This window comes from Sulfurivirga caldicuralii (genome assembly GCF_900141795.1).
GTDB classification, from domain to species: domain Bacteria; phylum Pseudomonadota; class Gammaproteobacteria; order Thiomicrospirales; family Thiomicrospiraceae; genus Sulfurivirga; species Sulfurivirga caldicuralii.
Genome location: NZ_FSRE01000001.1, coordinates 462,224 through 478,566 on the forward strand (window position 1 = coordinate 462,224; position 16,343 = coordinate 478,566).

The window sequence follows — 16,343 nt, forward strand, 5'->3', positions numbered from 1 at the left end:
GTCGTTAAAATACTGCCCACACTTTAGCAGGGAGTTTCAGGATGTCCAAGTCGCCGTTTAGGGTTCTGTTTGTCTGCATGGGCAATATTTGCCGCTCGCCCACGGCCCATGCCGTGTTTCGCAAGAAGGTGGAGGAGGTGGGTATGGCTGATCGTATCGAGATCGATTCGGCCGGAACCCATGCCTATCACGTGGGCGAGCCGCCCGACAAGCGCTCGCAGCAGACGGCTGCGAAGCGGGGCATTCGCATGCATGACCTGCGCGCGCGCCAGGTGGACCTGGGCGATTTCTATCACTACGACCTGATTTTGGCCATGGATGAAGACAACCTGGCCAATCTGTTGGCGATGCAGCCCGATGACGCCACGGCGGAGGTGAAACTCTTTCTGCGCGACCATGCACCCGAGCATGGCCACGTGGTGCCGGACCCCTATTACGGTGGACCTGAAGGGTTTGAGCGCGTGTTCGACATGGTAGAGGTGGCCAGCGAGCGTCTGCTGGAGGACATTCGTCACCGCATTGGCGCCTGAAGTTTGAACGGTTGCGCTGGCATGAGAGACATGACATGCGACCGTATTGCTGCCGTGGGATCGTCAGGTGAAGCGTTTTGCGGTGAAGCAGGTTATAAAGAACCCCGGGGGGTTTCCGGAATGTTGCAGTAGGTGCCTTGCGCTTGGATGATCAAGGTCATGGGCTGATGGAAGAGGGGGTCCCCGACTTTTTTCAAGCCGATTTTTTGAAGGTCATTTTCTGTTCCTCCCCAATATGCAAAACGGGCCGTTTAGGCCCGTTTTGGGTATCCAGAGAGGGTTCAGGCGCGGTTTTCCACCAGCAGGAAGTGCAGCAACGCCTTTTGCGCGTGCAGACGGTTTTCCGCCTCGTCCCACACGACCGATTGGGGGCCGTCGATGACGTCGGCGGTGACCTCTTCGCCGCGATGGGCAGGCAGGCAGTGCATGAACAGGGCATCGGGCCTGGCCTGCGCCATTACTTCCGCGTTGACCTGGAACGGCATGAACTTTTTCATACGTGCCCGCTGTTCATCTTCCTGCCCCATGCTGGCCCAGACATCGGTGACCACCAGATCGGCATCACGTGCTGCGGCTTTTGCGTCGCGCAGCAGCTCCACGCGGTCGCCGGCTTCGGCCAGCAGCTCGGCCTTGGGCTCGAAGCCTTCCGGACAGGCGATGCGCAGCTTGAAGTCATATTGCATGGCGGCGTTAATGTAGCTGTTGCACATGTTGTTGCCGTCGCCGATCCAGGCCACGGTCTTGCCCTGCATGGGGCCGCGGTGTTCGTACCAGGTCTGCATGTCGGCGAGCAGCTGACAGGGATGGTAGTCGTCGGTAAGGGCGTTGATGACCGGTACCAGGCTGTGGGCAGCAAAGGTTTCCACGATCTCGTGGCTGAAGGTGCGGATTATGATGGCGTCGGCCATGCGGGACATGACGCGGGCACTGTCTTCGATGGGTTCGCCCCGACCCAGCTGTGTATCCCGCGGGGACAGAAACAGGGCATGACCACCCAGTTGTGTCATGGCGATCTCGAAGGAGAGGCGCGTGCGCGTGCTCGCCTTTTCGAAGATCATGGCCAGCGAGCGGCTTTTCAGCGGATCGTTGTGATCCCCCTGTTCCTTCCAGGTCTTTTTAAGGGCGATGCCCTGCTGCAGGATGTGTTGCAGCTCGTCCGGGGTACAGTCTTTAAGGGTTAAAAAGTGTCTGACAGGCATGTTATAGCGTCTCGATGAGTTCACAGGTGGCTTCCACAATCTGCTGTTGTTCGGAAGCATTGATGACAAATGGCGGCAGCAGGCGCACCACCGTGTCGCGAGTGACGTTGATAAGCAGCTGGTAGTCCTCCAGCGCGCGTTTTACCAGCTCGCCCGCAGGGCGGTCCAGTTCGATGCCGATCATCAGCCCCTTGACGCGAATGGCCCGCACATTGGGGTTGTCCGCCAGGCGGGCTTCAAACTGTTCACGCAAACGTTTGCCCATCTCGGCCACACGGGCCGGCCAGTCATCCCGTTGCATGATGTTCAGCACGGTGAGCCCGGCGCGGCAGGCGAGCGGGTTGCCGCCAAAGGTGGTGCCGTGGCTGCCAGGAACCAGTACATCGGCCGCTTCGCCCCGGGCCAGGCAGGCGCCAATAGGCACGCCATTGCCCAATGCCTTGGCCAGGGTCATGACGTCCGGCTGGATGTCGCTGTGCTGAAAGGCGAACAGCTTGCCGGTGCGGCCCATGCCGGTCTGGACTTCGTCCACCATCAGCAGCCAGTTGTTGCGGTCGCACAGGGCGCGCAGGCCCGGCAGGTAGGTATCGGCTGGAATATGCACGCCGCCTTCGCCCTGCACGGGCTCCACCAGCACCGCGACGATATTCGGATTATCGCTCAACGCTTCAACGGCGGCCAGGTCGTCATAGGGGACGGGGATAAAGCCTTCCACTAAGGGCTCAAAGCCTGCCTGCGCCTTTGGGTTGCCGGTGGCAGAGAGGGCAGCCAGGGTGCGGCCATGGAAGCTGTTGTTCATCACCACAATAGTGGGCGTTTCAATGCCGCGGCTGTGGCCCCAGCGTCGCGCCAGTTTGATGGCGGTCTCGTTGGCTTCCGCACCGGAGTTGCAGAAGAACACCTTGTCCATGCCGCTGGCGTCGCAGAGGCGCTCGCCCAGCTGCGTCTGCAGGGGGATTTCGTACAGGTTGGAGGTGTGCACCAGCGTATTGGCCTGGTCGCACAGGGCCTGGGCGATTTCCGGGTTGGCGTGGCCGAGACTGCACACAGCGATGCCGCTGATGGCGTCCAGATAGGCGCGGTTGCTTTCATCGTACAACCAGGCGCCGTCGCCTTTTACAAACGCGACTGGCAGGCGGGCGTAGGTGTTCATCAGGTGTTGCATTTCACACGGCTCCAGAAACAAAAAAGCAACCACGAGGGTTGCCGAGAGCAAAACATTCTAACAACTTATGGGTAAAAATCAATTCCTTGCGCATTGCGGCGCTGGCAGGCGAGGCGAGTGCTAAAATAAACCGGTTTGAATGCAGAGACATAAGGAAGAATAGCAAATGGCGCAGACAATGGCTGACCGGGACGGTCTGATCTGGTTTGACGGCGAAATGGTGCCGTGGCGTGAAGCGAAGGTACACGTTCTGACGCACACGCTGCACTATGGCATGGGCGTGTTTGAGGGGGTGCGCGCCTATGAAAGCGAGCTGGGCACGGCGATTTTCCGGCTGGAAGAGCATACCCAGCGATTGATTAACTCCGCCAAGATTATGCAGATGCCGCTGAATTACACGGCCGAAGAGCTGAATGAGGCCCAGCGTGCAGCGGTGCGCGAGAATGGCCTGCGCTCGGCCTATATTCGCCCGATGGTGTTTTACGGCTCCGAAGGCATGGGCCTGCGGGCCGACAATCTGAAGGCCCATGTGATCGTGGCGGCCTGGGAGTGGGGTGCCTACATGGGCGAGGAAAACCTCAAGCGCGGCATCAAGGTCGCCACTTCCAGCTTTACGCGCCATCACGTGAACATTACCATGACGCGCGCCAAGGCCAACGGTAACTACATCAACTCCATGCTGGCGCTGCAGGAAGCCATCAGTCATGGGGCGGACGAAGCGCTCCTGCTGGATCCGGAAGGCTATGTGGCCGAAGGCAGCGGTGAAAATTTCTTCATGATCAAGGACGGGGTCATCTACACGCCTGAACTGACCTCGTGTCTGGACGGCATTACGCGCAAGACGGTGATGCAGCTGGCGCGCGAGATGGGCTACGAAATCGTGGAAAAGCGCATTACCCGCGATGAGGTCTATATCGCTGACGAGGCCTTCTTTACCGGTACCGCGGCGGAAGTGACGCCGATCCGGGAGCTGGACGGCCGCGTGATCGGTGCCGGTTCTCGCGGCCCCATTACCGAAAAACTGCAGCAGCGCTACTTTGATGTGGTGCACGGGCGTGCACCCGAGCATCGTCGCTGGCTGACACCTGTCGAAGATTGAGGAGCCCATCCATGAGCAAAGCCCCTGTTGTCGAAGTGACCTACGATGATCTGCCGCTTTACTGTCCCAACCCCAAGTCGCCTATCAGTCAGGCGGGTTCGTTCGGCGGCCATCCCCGCGTGTTTCTGCCCATCGAAAAGACGGGCAAGGCCAAGTGCCCCTATTGCGGCACCGAGTATGTGCTGAAGGACTGGGATCCGCATCGCGCGACGCACTGAGTCATGACGGCCTGACAAGATACAGCCCCGCCTGCGCGGGGTTTTTTATGCCTGAGAAGAAAGGCGCTCGATGTCTTCGTTGGAAAGGTTCCAGCGGTCGTGCACCCACAGATACTGGGCTGGGTTATGACGGATTTCCTGTTCGTAGAGCCGGTGCAGGCGCTCCGTATCGGCGAGATCATCGCCACTTGGAAAATTGTCCACCGGCGGCAGGCAGGTGACGTGATAGTGGTCGTTGATGCGGCGGGTGAACACGGGCACCACGGCGGCGCCGGTCAATTGCGCCAGCTTTGAGGTGGCGGGGTTGCTGGGGGCAGGGCGGCCGAAGAAGGTGGCATCCACGCGCTGTTTTGGGTTGCGGTAGCGCTGATCCGGCAGGTAGAACAGCAGACCGCCTCTTTTCAGATGTTTCAACATGGTACGGCTGGCATCCTTGGAGATGGGGGTCACCCACGGCGCGCCATCGCGAAAGACGGTGCGTCCCTTTGTAATCAGGTATTCCATCAGCGGATCATCGTGAGGGCGATAGACCGGTGCGTAGGACAGCTCAAGCTGCAGAAACAAACCAGTCATGTCGATATGGGTAAAGTGGGGGACCAGCATGATGACGCCACGGCCTTCAGCCTGCAGTTTTTTGATAATGTCCAGATTGTGAAAGGTCACCAGTGCGCGCTCCTTGCGGTCGTCTTCGCGACGATAGCCGCCCCACCAGACAATCAGCAGTTCCATCATGCCAATACCCAGCGAGCGGAAATGAGCGCGCAGCAGTGCATGGTGTTTTTCGGCTGACCAGTCGGGGAAGGACAGCGCGATATTGGCGGCAGCCAGCTTGCGCCGCTGTGGTGCCAGCCAGTAAAGCAGATTGCCCAAGGGTGAGCCCAGCTTCAGCTTGACCTTATGGGGCAGCAGAGCGAGCAGGCGCAGCAACCCCATGGCCAGCCACAGCGGCCAGTATCTGGGGTGCAGGAAGTGGCGCTCAAACTTCGGCGTGTTCGGCTTGACGGTAGAGTTGCGCATAGCGTCCATTTTTCTCCAGTAGCTGAGCGTGGGTGCCCAGCTCCACCAGCCGACCCTGTTCCATCACGGCGATCTGATCGGCATTTTCAATGGTAGAAAGGCGGTGAGCGATGACGATGACCGTTCGGCCCTGGCGCAGGGTTTCCAGCGCGGCCTGTACCGCCTGCTCGCTTTCGTTGTCCAGCGCCGAGGTGGCTTCGTCCAGAATGAGGATGGGAGCGTCTTTCAGGAATGCCCGTGCCAGTGCAATACGCTGCCGTTGGCCACCGGAAAGCTGGCTGCCATTTTCACCAATGCGTGTATTGAGGCCTCGCGGCAGCTGCTGAATGAAATCCCACGCATGGGCGGCCTTGGCTGCCTTGATAATGGCGGCTTCATCCACATCACTGCGCCCATAGGCGATGTTGGCGGCCACGGTGTCGTCAAACAGCACCACCTGCTGGCTGACCAGTGCGATATGCTGGCGCCACCAGCCCAGCTCGATCTGCTGAATGTCGCTGCCGTCGCAGGTGATGATGCCGGATTGGGGGGCGTAGAAGCGTGCCAGCAGCTGCACCACGGTGGTCTTGCCGGAGCCGGAGGGGCCCACCAGCGCGGTGGTCTTTCCCTGCGGCATGTGCAGGGAAAAATGATCCAGCGCGGGGCGGTCGCTATTGGGGTAGGCAAAGGTGACGTCATCAAAGCGGATGTCGCCGCGAATGGGCGGCTTGAGCGTGCCAGGGTTGGGTTCATCGGGCATGTCCAGCAGGGCGAAAATGCTTTGCGCCGCGGCCATGCCCTGCTGCACGGTGCGATTAATATTGGTGAGGCGCCGAATTGGCTCGAAAATCATCGCCATGGCGGTGACATAGGCGATGAATTCGCCCGGGGTGAACTTGTCCTGCGCCGAGAGCAGGGAGGCCACATAGATGACACCGGCCAGGGCGATGGCGGCAATCACCTGCACCAGCGGCACATTGGCGGCGGCTACAGAGACCACTTTCATGGTGTGGCGGCGCAGCGTTTCCGCCACCTGCCAGAAACGCTTTTCTTCATAGGTTTCGCTGCCGTAGATCTTGATGTCGCGGTGGCCGTTGAGCGCTTCTTCCAGCTGGTGGGTGAGTTGGCCCATATTGTTCTGCATCTCGGTAGAGGCGTGGCGCATCAGGCGGCTGGCGCGGTCGATAATCCATGCCAGCACTGGTGCCAGCACTAGAATGAGCAGGGTCAGTTCCCAGGAGACGTAGAACAGATAAGCCAGCAGCGCCAGCACAATCAGGCTGTCGCGAATAATGACAATCCAGGCTTCCGACAGGGTGTTTCCCACCTGCGGCACGTCGTAGGTAATCTTGGAGAGCAGCTTGCCGGTGCCGAATTCGTCGTGCACGCGCTGCGGCAGGCGGTTGAGCTTGGCAAACAGGTCGGCGCGAATGTCTAGAATGGCGCGGTGGGCAATCCATTCTGAGGCCACCTTGCTGGCGTATTCGGCCAGACCCTTGATAACGAAGACGGCCACCAGTAGCAGGGGGATGGTGCGGATGGCGTCCGGATCCTTGGCGATGAGGCTGTCGTCCACCAGCGGCTTGAGCAGCGCCGGCATGAGCGGCTCCATGGCGGCGGCCACCACCAGCGCCAGCAGGGTGAGCAGCACCATTTTCCAATAGGGGCGGATATAGCGCAGCAGGCGGCGATAGAGTTGGAGTGTCTGGCGGTCCAGCATCATTCGCGCCTCAGCACCTTGTCGATGAGCAGCCGCCCCAGCTTGCCCGCATTGTAGTGAGCATTCAGCGCGTCACGGTCGTAGTGTCGGGTGAGCCATTCTTCAAAACTGGTGTCCGGGTGGTCTGCCTTGTAGGTTTCGTAGGCATCAAAAAAGGCATCCAGTTTGCCAGTGTCACCCCAGCGAAAGTGGCCAAAGCGCCAGTTGAGCTCCTTGCGGCGTGCGTCTTCGATGGGTTCGCCCAAAATGAAATGGCGGTAGAAGACGCTCATCAGCCCAGCACGGTCGGCACCAGACTTGCAGTGGATGAGGATGGGGTAGTCCACCGATTGCAACAGGTCGCGGGCGGCCAGCACCGCTTCCACCTGCGGAAACTCGCGGCTGGAAAAGCGGTGATGTACCAGCTGGATGCCATGGCGGTCACAGGCTTCCTTTTCCAGCAAATACTGCCCGGAACTGTCTGGACGGCGCAGGCTGATAATGGTCTTGATGCCGTAGCGTTCATGCAGCTTTTTTACAAATGCGGGGCTGGGCTGGTTGCTGCGCCAGGCATTTTCGGACAGGCGGTGGAAATTGCGGTAGAGCACGCGGATGTATTCGTGATCGATCAACCACGCTTCCAGGTGCGCCAGGGCGCGCCGCAGGGGGGACTGAAGTCTGTCAGGCATGGGCGTATTGTATGGCAAAAAGGGCGGCTTTCGACTATCCTTTGCAGGTTATGAAATCCCCTTACACTGGCTTGCGGCGCATTTTTACCGCGGTGCGCTATTCCTGGCAGGGACTGCGTGCCACCTATCGACATGAGGCGGCCTTTCGTCAGGAAGTGTGGCTGTTTGTGCTGGCCGTGCCCATGGCGTTGTGGGTGGGGCAGGATGGCTGGGACGTGCTGCTGTTGCTGGGTGTGTGGCTGCTGGTGATGGTTGTGGAGTTGCTGAACTCCGCCATTGAAACCGTGGTGGACCGCATTGATCCGGACTATCACAAGCTGGCCGGGCGCGCCAAGGATCAGGCATCGGCGGCGGTGATGCTGAGCCTGCTGCTGGCGGCCGGTGTATGGGGCTGGAAACTCTGGGAGAGACTGACATGATTATCGTGACCGGCGGCGCCGGCTTTATCGGCAGTAATATCGTCAAGGCGCTCAACGAGCAGGGGCGCCGGGATATCCTCGTGGTGGACGACCTGGAAAACGGCAAGAAGTTTGTCAATCTGGCCGATTGCGATATCGCCGACTATCTGGACAAGCGCGAGTTCCGCGAGCTGGTGAGCGACGACGAGGACCTGGGCGAGATCGAGGTGATCTTCCACGAGGGCGCCTGTTCCACTACCACCGAGTGGGACGGGCGCTACATGATGGACAACAATTACGAATACTCTAAGGATCTGCTGGAGTATGCCATGGGGCGGCGCATTCCCTTCATCTATGCCTCGTCCGCGTCCGTGTACGGGGATGGCAGCAACGGCTTCCGTGAAGCGCGGGAGTGCGAGTTTCCGCTCAATGTTTATGCCTACTCCAAGTTCCAGTTCGATCAGTATGTGCGCGAGGTCCTGCCCGAGGCGGACAGTCAGGTTGTCGGACTGCGCTACTTTAATGTCTACGGCCCGCGCGAGCAGCACAAGGGCAGCATGGCCTCGGTGCCGTTTCACCTGCATAACCAGCTCAAGCGCGGCGAAAATCCGAAGCTGTTCGGCGCTTACGATGGCTATGGCCCGGGCGAGCAGAAGCGGGACTTCATCTATGTAGGCGACGTGGTGGACGTGAACCTGTGGCTGTGGCAGCATCCCGAGGTCTCCGGCATCTTCAACTGCGGCACCGGGCAGGCGCAGAGCTTCCGCGAACTGGCGCAGGCGGTCATCGACTGGTATGGTCAGGGCGAGATCGAATACATTCCCTTCCCCGATCACCTCAAGGGGGCCTATCAGAGCTTTACCGAAGCGGACATGGCTGCCCTGCGGGCTGCGGGCTATGACAAGCCCTTCAAGACCGTGCAGGAGGGTGTTCCACTGTATCTGGACTGGCTGAGCACCGCGCCCCATGCGCGTTTTGCTGGTTAAGATGTCCTCCATGGGCGATGTGATTCACGCATTGCCCGCGCTCACCGATGCCCAGCGGGCAATTCCTGGTATCCGTTTCGACTGGATCGTGGAGTCGGCGTTTGCCGAAATTCCGCGCTGGCATGCAGCGGTGGAGAATGTGTTTCCCATTCAGTTGCGTCAGTGGCGGCGCCAATTTTGGCGGCCGTCCATCTGGCGCGCGCAGCGCGATTTTTTCGAAAAGGTGGCGCAAAAGGGCCCCTACGATCTGATTCTGGATGCGCAGGGGCTCTACAAAAGCCTGTATGTGGCCAAAAGGGCGCAAAAGGCGCTGGCGCGCCACGGCGCAAAAAATGCGACGCTAAAAAAGTCGGGGACCCCCCTTGTTGGCATGGATTTTCGCAGTGCGCGAGAGCCGCTGGCGGCATATGGCTATGATCAGGGCGTGAATGTGCCGACGAATCAGCACGCCATCGCACGGCTGCGCCAGCTGTTTGCTCAGGCACTCGGCTATGCACAGCCTGATTTGGGCAAAATCGATTATGGCGTGGACCTGCCGAAAGCGCCACTTCCGCTCGATGTGTCATCGCCCTATTGGGTCTTTTTGCACGGCACCACATGGGAGACCAAGCTGTGGCCGGAGGAGAACTGGCGCAAACTGATCGCTCGAGCCCTGTCCGCCGGACGGCAGGTGGTGCTGCCGTGGGGCAATGCCGAGGAGCAGGCGCGCAGCCACCGATTGGCCGAAGGATTTGCCCATGTGCATGTTCCAACCCAGCGGCTGGCAATCGGTGAGGTGGCGCAGCTTTTGAATCAGGCCGAGCAGGTGGTGGCGGTGGATACGGGGCTGGCGCATCTGGCCGCGGCGCTGGCGGTACCAACGCTGGTGCTGTATCGTGTCACCGACCCGGCGCGGGTGGGCGCGCTCGGCCCCAATGTCAGCCATCTCGTTTCGCCCATTGCGCACCGCTATATCAAGCGCTTCAGAAATCAGTATGAGGCGAACGATTCCCTGCAGGGCTTGGATGTAAATGCGGTGTGGGAGCAGCTGCCCCATGCTTAGAGGCTATGTGCATGCTGTGTGGGCGTTCTGGCGAACCCCTTTGCCAGGCAGCCAGAAACGCAAGGCGATCTACTGGCTGGCGCGACGTTACGACTGGGTGGCCGAACTGGATCGTCGCTTTGCTGCCCATGGCATGGAGCAGGTTCTGGACTGTTATGGCGAACTCTATTATTTATTCCGCCGCATGTATGCCTTTCTCCACAAGGATACTGTTCGAGACATTGAAGCGAGTAGTGGCAACTGCCTGCTCGACTGGGCTGAGTCTCATTTCGCGACGCTGGTGACCCACTATGATGTTGAAGGCGTTTGCGCCATGCACGCCGACCGCTTGGCGCTTTGGGAGAGTGAGCATCCTGCCGGTCATCGCCTCGGGCTTAAACTGCGTTTTGTACACCGCAACCGTCGTGAGGGTCTGATGACGCTGGTGTTGCGCATGGATGGCGAAGACCTGTATTACATCAATTTTGCCCTGCGCGATGGAACTGTCTGGATTGGCAGTGTGCAGGGGGCGAAAGGGCAGGTGGCGGCCATGCGTCGGTTTACCCAGCTTTCCAACGGCATTCCGCCCCAGCGGGCCGTCTATTTTGCGCTGACGGTGCTGGCCCAGCAGTGGGGTATGACGCAGGTAAGGGGCGTGAAGCATGCCGCTCAGGTCTTTCAGCGTGAGGAAAAGACGCGCTATAAACTGGAAAATTTCAATTACGATGATTTCTGGACACAGCTCTGCCCCGTGGGAGACGACGCACACTGGTGGCACCTGCCGCTGCCCTACGCACGCAAGCCGCTTAGCGAAGTGAATGCCAAAAAGCGGGGCAAGCTGAAAAAGCGCTATGCGTTTTTGGACTGGATCGAGGAGGGGATACGCAATGGTTCAGTCGCCTGAACAACGGTTTCCAGAAATGCTGCTGTTCGCTGCCAGCCGGGACCAGCGCCATTACTTTCAGCAGCTGGCACTGAGTGTCAAGCTGCCGATATCCGTTGCCTGGTACAAGGGTCTGTGGGCAGCACCGCTGGGCCCAGCGCCCGATCAGGCATGGCTGGCGCAGCAGGTGGATCTGTTGGTGCGTCGCAAGCGCAACACTGCCGCCGGACAAAAACGCTCGGAATGGTTTTGGCACTTATTCGCTACCTGGAACCGATGGCGAATCGCAATGCTCTACCGCATGTATATTGCCTGGTTGAAGCGGCAGCCCGCCCATTATGTGGGGGTGTGGAACGGCAAGAAGCTTCGGCAGGCGATTATGGTGGCGGCGGCCAGGGCGCTGGGGCGGCAGGTGCTCTTTTTTGAAACCGGTCCCTTGCCCGGTTATTCGGCGCTGGAGTGCTGGGGAGTGGATGCAGCCAGTGGCCTGTCGCGAGAGGGGGCTTTTTACCGCCGCTACAGTGGTTGCAGACTTCAAGCCCCGGTGAGCACGTCAGCAGATAATGCGGGTTTGCCGCAAGGGTATGTGTTCGTGCCCTTTCAGGTGGTCGAGGACAGCAATATCTACTTCCATTCCCCCCATCTGCGTAATATGCGCGAGCTGTTTGACTGGCTTGTTCAGGCTGTGGAGAAGCGGCCGAATTTGCACATCGTCATCAAGCTGCACCCCGGTTGTCCGGAGGACTATCGGGATCTATATGCCGCCCATCCTCGAATCCGCTTTGTGGAGGACATGGACACGCGTCAGCTGATTCACGCTGCCAGAGCGGTTGTCACGATCAATTCCACTGTGGGAATGGAGGCGCTGCAGGCAGGCAAGCCGCTGGTGGTGCTGGGGGATGCGATTTACCGCATCGAGGGGCTGGTGCAAACTGCTACGAGTGTCAATGAGCTGATTGAGGCACTGGACAGCATTGACAAGGGCTGGAAGCCTGATGAAGCAGTGCGTGAAGGCTATCTCTGCTACCTGCAGAACGTCTATGCGTTGCCGGGCGATGCCATGAAGGCCCCGGACACAGCGCACTTTCAGGCGGTGGAATCCCGTCTGCGGGCCATCATGGAACGTGGCTGTCGCGAGGCGCTTGAGCTGACATGAGCCTGCTCTATCTGCCTTCCACCCCTTGGAATCTCTATTTGAGCGTAGCGCACGCCGTACAGTCGGGGGAAAGTGGGCATCGGCTGCTTTTGCTTGATCAGTGTCAACCTTCGCCGTATCTTTCTGCTCTCGAGGCGACCTTGGGCGATGTGTTTGAGGCCGTTGATCAGCAGGTGCTGTCTGGTAAGGGGCTGGACAAGTGGCGCCAGCGCCAGCAGACCTTTGCGCAATTGGATCAGTGGTTGAAAAACATGCCGCATCTGGCAGGCATTGCCGTGGGCAGCGACCGTCGCGTTGAATTTCAGTATGCAATGGCCAAGGCAAGCGCCTTGCATTCCGTGGCGGGGCATTATCTGGATGATGGACTCTATTCCTACATGGGGCGTCCGTGGCGACCCGTTAAGGATCGGCTGGACGGCTGGTTGAAAAAGTCAGTATACGGTCGCTGGTGGCATACACCGCCAACGATCGGGGCGTCCGACTGGATTACGGATGTGTGGGCATGGATGCCGGATCGGCTTGTGCCGCCCTTGAAAAACAAGCGCGTGCATTCGATTTCACCCGCCTGGTTTCAGCAGGCACCGGTACAGGAATGGGTTGCCCAATTGCTGGAAATGTTTGGCGTGACCTCCGAGCAGTTGGACGTGGATCTGATCCTGCTGTTGACCCATCCCAACAATGCCCGCAGAATGCCCGGTTATGAGGCGCGTGTGCAGGCCCTGCTGGCGCGTGCACGAGAAGCGGGGATGCGTGTAGCCGCAAAGTATCATCCTCGCGTAGGCACGGCCGATCCGTTTGGTGTATGCAAGGCGGGAGCAAGGCTTTTGCCGGCGGGGATGGTATTTGAATTTGTTTTGCCGCGCCTGCCGGCACGGGCGCGTTTGATCGGTGATGTGAGCACGACCGTTCTGAGTGCACGCTGGCTGCGGCCTGACCTGACGGTATTTGCGCTGCTGGACGCCACACACCCCTTTCAGCAGCGTGTCGAGCCGATCCTGAGGGCGAGCGGTGCGCAGATTATTCATCCGGAACAGATCGACCTATGCATATCCTGACCTATTACTGGCGTCAGTTGAAGCCGCCCGAGAACCCTCGACTGGTGATGACCATTCTTTGCCGCAATGAGGTGGATGTTATTGAAGCCAATATACGCGTGCACGCTCTACTGGGTGTCGATGCGTTTGTGGTGATGGATAATGGCTCCACCGATGGGACGCGGGAAAAGCTGGGGGCACTGCAGGGAGAGTTTGACCTCACCATTATTGATCAGCCTTCACAAACCTATCAGCAGGCCAAATGGATGCTGCAGCTGGCTCATGTGGCGCGTCTAGAGAAAGGGGCCCACTGGGTTATCAGCAACGATGCGGATGAGTTCTGGATTCCGCAGCAGGGCGACAATCTCAAAATGCATTTGCGGTTGGATGATTCAGTTGTGACCGTGCCACGCAGCAATATGATCCTGACGAATGAGGCTCTGAAGGAAGGGTATCGCTTTTTCCATGCAAATCATCGTGTGCAATACCCTATCTGCTATGAGCGGGATGCACAGAAGCGTGACCCGAACATTTCCATGTTGCTGGTGCCAATCAGCCCCAAGGTGATCGTCAACCCCAACGGGCTGATCAAAATCAGCGGCGGTAACCACCGTGCCAAGCACTGGGACAATTGGCGTACAGCGCGCACAACAGAGGCCATTCGCGTCTATCATTATCCCATTCGCAGCTATGAACAGTTTGAGGCAAATATCCGTCATCGCCAGCAATTGCTGAAAAACACCAACGCACGCATGGGCGATCATTACCGCCGCTGGGTGGGTCTGTATGAGCAGGGACGGTTGCGGGAAGAGTTTGAGCGGATCGTGATTTCCGCCGCGCATTTGAATGTGCTGTCGCGTTATAAGGTGGTAGTTGAGGATACACTGCCCCGACAATGGTTTGAGAAGATAAGGGAATTGCAATGAAAATAAGCGTTTTCGGCACTGGGTACGTGGGTCTGGTAACGGGCGCCTGCCTGGCGGACGTGGGACACGATGTGGTCTGCATGGATGTGGACGAGGCCAAGATCGAAGGGCTCAAGCAAGGGAAGCTCCCTATCTACGAGCCCGGACTGGATGCTATTGTCGAGCGCAACACCAAGGAGGGTCGGCTGCATTTCACCACTTCGCCTGAAGAGGCCGTCGCCCATGGCAGCGTGCAGTTTATCGCCGTGGGCACACCACCCGACGAAGATGGCAGTGCCGATCTGCAATATGTGCTGGCTGTAGCTGAAAGCATCGCCCGCCACATGGACGACTACAAGGTGATCGTCAACAAGTCCACCGTGCCGGTGGGCACCGCAGACAAGGTGCGCGACAAAGTACGCAGCGTTCTGGCGGAACGCAATGCAGACATTCCCTTTGCGGTGGTCTCCAACCCCGAATTTCTCAAGGAAGGGGATGCCGTCAATGACTTCATGAAACCCGACCGCATCATAATCGGTACCGACGATGCCGAAGCAGAAAAGCTGATGCGCCGCCTTTATGCGCCCTTTAACCGTAATCACGAACGCACCATTTTTATGGATATACGGTCTGCTGAGCTGACCAAATACGCCGCCAATGCCATGCTGGCCACCAAAATCAGCTTCATGAACGAGCTGGCCAATCTGGCGGAACGCCTCGGTGCCGACATCGAGCAGGTGCGCCAGGGCATTGGCTCCGATCCGCGCATCGGCTATCACTTCATTTACCCAGGCTGCGGCTATGGCGGCAGCTGCTTTCCCAAGGACGTCAAGGCGCTGGCACGCACTGCAAGAGAAGTGGGTTATGTGCCCGAGCTGCTGGACGCCGTCGAGGCCGTCAACGAAACCCAGAAACAGCGCCTCTTCCACAAGATCGCCAACCATTTTGGCGGCGTGGACAATCTGCGCGGCAGAACCATAGCACTGTGGGGGCTGGCCTTCAAGCCCAATACTGATGACATGCGCGAAGCACCCAGCCGCACCCTGATGGAAGCGCTGTGGCAAGCGGGTGCGCGCGTGCAGGCGTACGACCCGGTGGCCATGGACGAATGTCGCCGCATCTATGGCGAGCGCGATGACCTGGTTCTGTGTGAAGACAAATACAGTGCACTCAACAATGCCGATGTGCTGGCCATCTGTACCGAATGGCGCACCTTCCGCGCGCCCGATTTTGAAGAGATGAAACAGCGTTTGAAAACGCCCGTCATTTTTGATGGTCGCAATATTTATGACCCGGAACAACTGCGTGAGGATGGTTGGAAGTACTATGCCATCGGGCGCGGGGAGACCGCCTGATGCGCACGGCTTTGGTGACCGGTGCAGCCGGTTTTATCGGGTTCCATCTCAGCAGGCGCTTGCTGGAAGAAGGCTGGCAGGTTGTTGGCATAGACAATCTGAACGATTACTACGATCCTGCTTTAAAGGAATCTCGCCTACGCGAACTGGAAAAACATCCTGCAGCTGAACACTTTCAGTTTGAGCGTCTGGACATTGCCGACCGCGCAGGCATAGAGCACCTCTTTGGTCAGCACACCTTTGATCGGGTCATACATCTGGCCGCGCAGGCAGGCGTTCGCTATTCACTGGAAAATCCGCATGCCTATGTGGACAGCAATCTGGTTGGCTTTGTCAACATTCTCGAGGTATGCCGTCATCACCGGATTGAGCATCTTCTGTATGCCTCCTCCAGCTCGGTGTATGGTCTGAACGAAAAGGTTCCCTTCTCCGAAGGTGACCGTACCGATGCACCCATTTCCCTGTACGCGGCAACCAAGAAATCCAATGAACTGATGGCCTTTACCTACAGCCATCTGTTCAATATCCCCATGACGGGTATGCGCTTCTTTACCGTTTATGGCCCCTGGGGCCGCCCCGACATGGCTTACTGGAGCTTTACCGAGAAAATTTTAAAGGGTGAGGAGATTCCTGTATTCAATCACGGCAACCTCAAACGGGACTTCACCTACATCGATGACATTATTGAGGGCATCTGGCGCCTGATCGATCATATCCCACAAGCAAAAGCAGGACCCAGCAGCAAGGCGAAAGCCCCGCATGATGTGTATAACCTCGGAAATAACCAGCCAGTCCCACTCAAGGACTTCATCGCTGCCATTGAGGAAGCGGTCGGCAAGAAAGCCAGGATAAAGTATCTGCCGATGCAGCCGGGGGATGTAGAGGTTACTTTTGCCAGCATAAATAAAATGAAAAATGCACTCGGGTGGGCCCCCAGCTTAGATATTAATAAAGGTGTCAGTTATTTTGTTAAGTGGTACGTTGCCGAACTTTTAGAGGAAAAAAAATAG

Annotated in this window: 17 protein-coding genes; 12 read left to right on the forward strand and 5 right to left on the reverse strand. The window is 58.5% G+C overall.

Annotated elements, in window-relative coordinates:
• Positions 1-41: 41 nt before the first annotated feature.
• Entirely contained in the window at positions 42-530 is a 489-nt protein-coding gene (locus BUQ81_RS02425) for a low molecular weight protein-tyrosine-phosphatase (protein ID WP_074200791.1), read from the forward strand.
• Positions 531-811: 281 nt separating this feature from the next.
• Here the strand turns inward: BUQ81_RS02425 and argF are convergent, their stop codons facing one another.
• Positions 812-1,729: an ornithine carbamoyltransferase gene (gene argF, locus BUQ81_RS02430; protein WP_074200792.1), complete on the reverse strand. Its 918-nt coding sequence runs from the start codon at positions 1,727-1,729 to the stop codon at positions 812-814.
• Position 1,730: 1 nt separating this feature from the next.
• A complete protein-coding gene (locus BUQ81_RS02435; protein ID WP_074200793.1) occupies positions 1,731-2,894 on the reverse strand; it encodes an aspartate aminotransferase family protein in 1,164 nt (387 codons plus the stop codon).
• 166 nt (positions 2,895-3,060) lie between these two features.
• Between BUQ81_RS02435 and BUQ81_RS02440 the strand changes: the two genes are divergently transcribed.
• Positions 3,061-3,993 carry a branched-chain amino acid transaminase gene (locus BUQ81_RS02440; protein ID WP_074200794.1) on the forward strand — a complete coding sequence of 311 codons (933 nt, stop codon included), beginning with the start codon at positions 3,061-3,063 and terminating at the stop codon, positions 3,991-3,993.
• A gap of 11 nt (positions 3,994-4,004) precedes the next feature.
• Positions 4,005-4,211 carry a zinc-finger domain-containing protein gene (locus BUQ81_RS02445; protein ID WP_074200795.1) on the forward strand — a complete coding sequence of 69 codons (207 nt, stop codon included), beginning with the start codon at positions 4,005-4,007 and terminating at the stop codon, positions 4,209-4,211.
• Positions 4,212-4,256: 45 nt separating this feature from the next.
• Here BUQ81_RS02445 and BUQ81_RS02450 read toward each other — a convergent pair whose 3' ends face one another.
• From BUQ81_RS02450 to BUQ81_RS02460, 3 genes are read right to left on the reverse strand one after another with little or no spacing between them, the layout of a single operon-like run.
• Complete coding sequence (locus BUQ81_RS02450; protein WP_074200796.1) at positions 4,257-5,228, reverse strand: lysophospholipid acyltransferase family protein; 972 nt, start codon at positions 5,226-5,228, stop codon at positions 4,257-4,259.
• Complete coding sequence (msbA, locus tag BUQ81_RS02455; RefSeq protein ID WP_234947299.1) at positions 5,188-6,930, reverse strand: lipid A export permease/ATP-binding protein MsbA; 1,743 nt, start codon at positions 6,928-6,930, stop codon at positions 5,188-5,190. The genes BUQ81_RS02450 and msbA overlap by 41 nt, the downstream gene beginning before the upstream one ends.
• Positions 6,927-7,595, reverse strand: coding sequence for a fused DSP-PTPase phosphatase/NAD kinase-like protein (locus BUQ81_RS02460; protein ID WP_074200798.1), 669 nt, complete (start codon positions 7,593-7,595; stop codon positions 6,927-6,929). The genes msbA and BUQ81_RS02460 overlap by 4 nt, the downstream gene beginning before the upstream one ends.
• Positions 7,596-7,645: 50 nt before the next feature.
• Here BUQ81_RS02460 and BUQ81_RS02465 point away from each other — a divergent pair, with 50 nt between their 5' ends.
• The 9 genes from BUQ81_RS02465 to BUQ81_RS02505 are packed head-to-tail and all read left to right on the forward strand — an operon-like array spanning position 7,646 to position 16,343.
• The gene (locus BUQ81_RS02465; protein WP_074200799.1) at positions 7,646-8,014 is read left to right on the forward strand and encodes a diacylglycerol kinase; all 369 of its coding nucleotides are present in this window, start codon (positions 7,646-7,648) and stop codon (positions 8,012-8,014) included.
• Positions 8,011-8,979, forward strand: coding sequence for an ADP-glyceromanno-heptose 6-epimerase (gene rfaD / locus BUQ81_RS02470; protein WP_074200800.1), 969 nt, complete (start codon positions 8,011-8,013; stop codon positions 8,977-8,979). Before BUQ81_RS02465 ends, rfaD begins: the two co-directional genes overlap by 4 nt.
• Positions 8,960-10,021 carry a lipopolysaccharide heptosyltransferase I gene (waaC, locus tag BUQ81_RS02475; protein WP_074200801.1) on the forward strand — a complete coding sequence of 354 codons (1,062 nt, stop codon included), beginning with the start codon at positions 8,960-8,962 and terminating at the stop codon, positions 10,019-10,021. The genes rfaD and waaC overlap by 20 nt, the downstream gene beginning before the upstream one ends.
• The gene (locus BUQ81_RS02480) at positions 10,014-10,904 is read left to right on the forward strand and encodes a DUF535 family protein (protein ID WP_159432253.1); all 891 of its coding nucleotides are present in this window, start codon (positions 10,014-10,016) and stop codon (positions 10,902-10,904) included. Before waaC ends, BUQ81_RS02480 begins: the two co-directional genes overlap by 8 nt.
• Entirely contained in the window at positions 10,888-12,039 is a 1,152-nt protein-coding gene (locus BUQ81_RS02485; protein ID WP_074200803.1) for a capsular polysaccharide export protein, LipB/KpsS family, read from the forward strand. Before BUQ81_RS02480 ends, BUQ81_RS02485 begins: the two co-directional genes overlap by 17 nt.
• Positions 12,036-13,094 (forward strand): hypothetical protein, encoded by a 1,059-nt coding sequence (locus tag BUQ81_RS02490; RefSeq protein ID WP_074200804.1) that lies wholly within the window; start codon positions 12,036-12,038, stop codon positions 13,092-13,094. Before BUQ81_RS02485 ends, BUQ81_RS02490 begins: the two co-directional genes overlap by 4 nt.
• Positions 13,082-13,999: a glycosyltransferase family 2 protein gene (locus BUQ81_RS02495; RefSeq protein WP_074200805.1), complete on the forward strand. Its 918-nt coding sequence runs from the start codon at positions 13,082-13,084 to the stop codon at positions 13,997-13,999. The genes BUQ81_RS02490 and BUQ81_RS02495 overlap by 13 nt, the downstream gene beginning before the upstream one ends.
• Positions 13,996-15,333 (forward strand): UDP-glucose dehydrogenase family protein, encoded by a 1,338-nt coding sequence (locus BUQ81_RS02500; protein ID WP_074200806.1) that lies wholly within the window; start codon positions 13,996-13,998, stop codon positions 15,331-15,333. The genes BUQ81_RS02495 and BUQ81_RS02500 overlap by 4 nt, the downstream gene beginning before the upstream one ends.
• On the forward strand, positions 15,333-16,343 hold the full coding sequence (locus BUQ81_RS02505) for an NAD-dependent epimerase (RefSeq protein WP_074200807.1): 1,011 nt from the start codon (positions 15,333-15,335) through the stop codon (positions 16,341-16,343). The genes BUQ81_RS02500 and BUQ81_RS02505 overlap by 1 nt, the downstream gene beginning before the upstream one ends.

Bases quoted from the DNA above. Each gene is read 5' to 3' on its own strand.
- BUQ81_RS02425 (WP_074200791.1), top strand. From the start codon at position 42: ATGTCCAAGTCGCCGTTTAGGGTTCTGTTTGTCTGCATGGGCAATATT.
- argF (WP_074200792.1), bottom strand. From the start codon at position 1,729: ATGCCTGTCAGACACTTTTTAACCCTTAAAGACTGTACCCCGGACGAG.
- BUQ81_RS02435 (WP_074200793.1), bottom strand. From the start codon at position 2,894: ATGCAACACCTGATGAACACCTACGCCCGCCTGCCAGTCGCGTTTGTA.
- BUQ81_RS02440 (WP_074200794.1), top strand. From the start codon at position 3,061: ATGGCGCAGACAATGGCTGACCGGGACGGTCTGATCTGGTTTGACGGC.
- BUQ81_RS02445 (WP_074200795.1), top strand. From the start codon at position 4,005: ATGAGCAAAGCCCCTGTTGTCGAAGTGACCTACGATGATCTGCCGCTT.
- BUQ81_RS02450 (WP_074200796.1), bottom strand. From the start codon at position 5,228: ATGCGCAACTCTACCGTCAAGCCGAACACGCCGAAGTTTGAGCGCCAC.
- msbA (WP_234947299.1), bottom strand. From the start codon at position 6,930: ATGATGCTGGACCGCCAGACACTCCAACTCTATCGCCGCCTGCTGCGC.
- BUQ81_RS02460 (WP_074200798.1), bottom strand. From the start codon at position 7,595: ATGCCTGACAGACTTCAGTCCCCCCTGCGGCGCGCCCTGGCGCACCTG.
- BUQ81_RS02465 (WP_074200799.1), top strand. From the start codon at position 7,646: ATGAAATCCCCTTACACTGGCTTGCGGCGCATTTTTACCGCGGTGCGC.
- rfaD (WP_074200800.1), top strand. From the start codon at position 8,011: ATGATTATCGTGACCGGCGGCGCCGGCTTTATCGGCAGTAATATCGTC.
- waaC (WP_074200801.1), top strand. From the start codon at position 8,960: ATGCGCGTTTTGCTGGTTAAGATGTCCTCCATGGGCGATGTGATTCAC.
- BUQ81_RS02480 (WP_159432253.1), top strand. From the start codon at position 10,014: ATGCTTAGAGGCTATGTGCATGCTGTGTGGGCGTTCTGGCGAACCCCT.
- BUQ81_RS02485 (WP_074200803.1), top strand. From the start codon at position 10,888: ATGGTTCAGTCGCCTGAACAACGGTTTCCAGAAATGCTGCTGTTCGCT.
- BUQ81_RS02490 (WP_074200804.1), top strand. From the start codon at position 12,036: ATGAGCCTGCTCTATCTGCCTTCCACCCCTTGGAATCTCTATTTGAGC.
- BUQ81_RS02495 (WP_074200805.1), top strand. From the start codon at position 13,082: ATGCATATCCTGACCTATTACTGGCGTCAGTTGAAGCCGCCCGAGAAC.
- BUQ81_RS02500 (WP_074200806.1), top strand. From the start codon at position 13,996: ATGAAAATAAGCGTTTTCGGCACTGGGTACGTGGGTCTGGTAACGGGC.
- BUQ81_RS02505 (WP_074200807.1), top strand. From the start codon at position 15,333: ATGCGCACGGCTTTGGTGACCGGTGCAGCCGGTTTTATCGGGTTCCAT.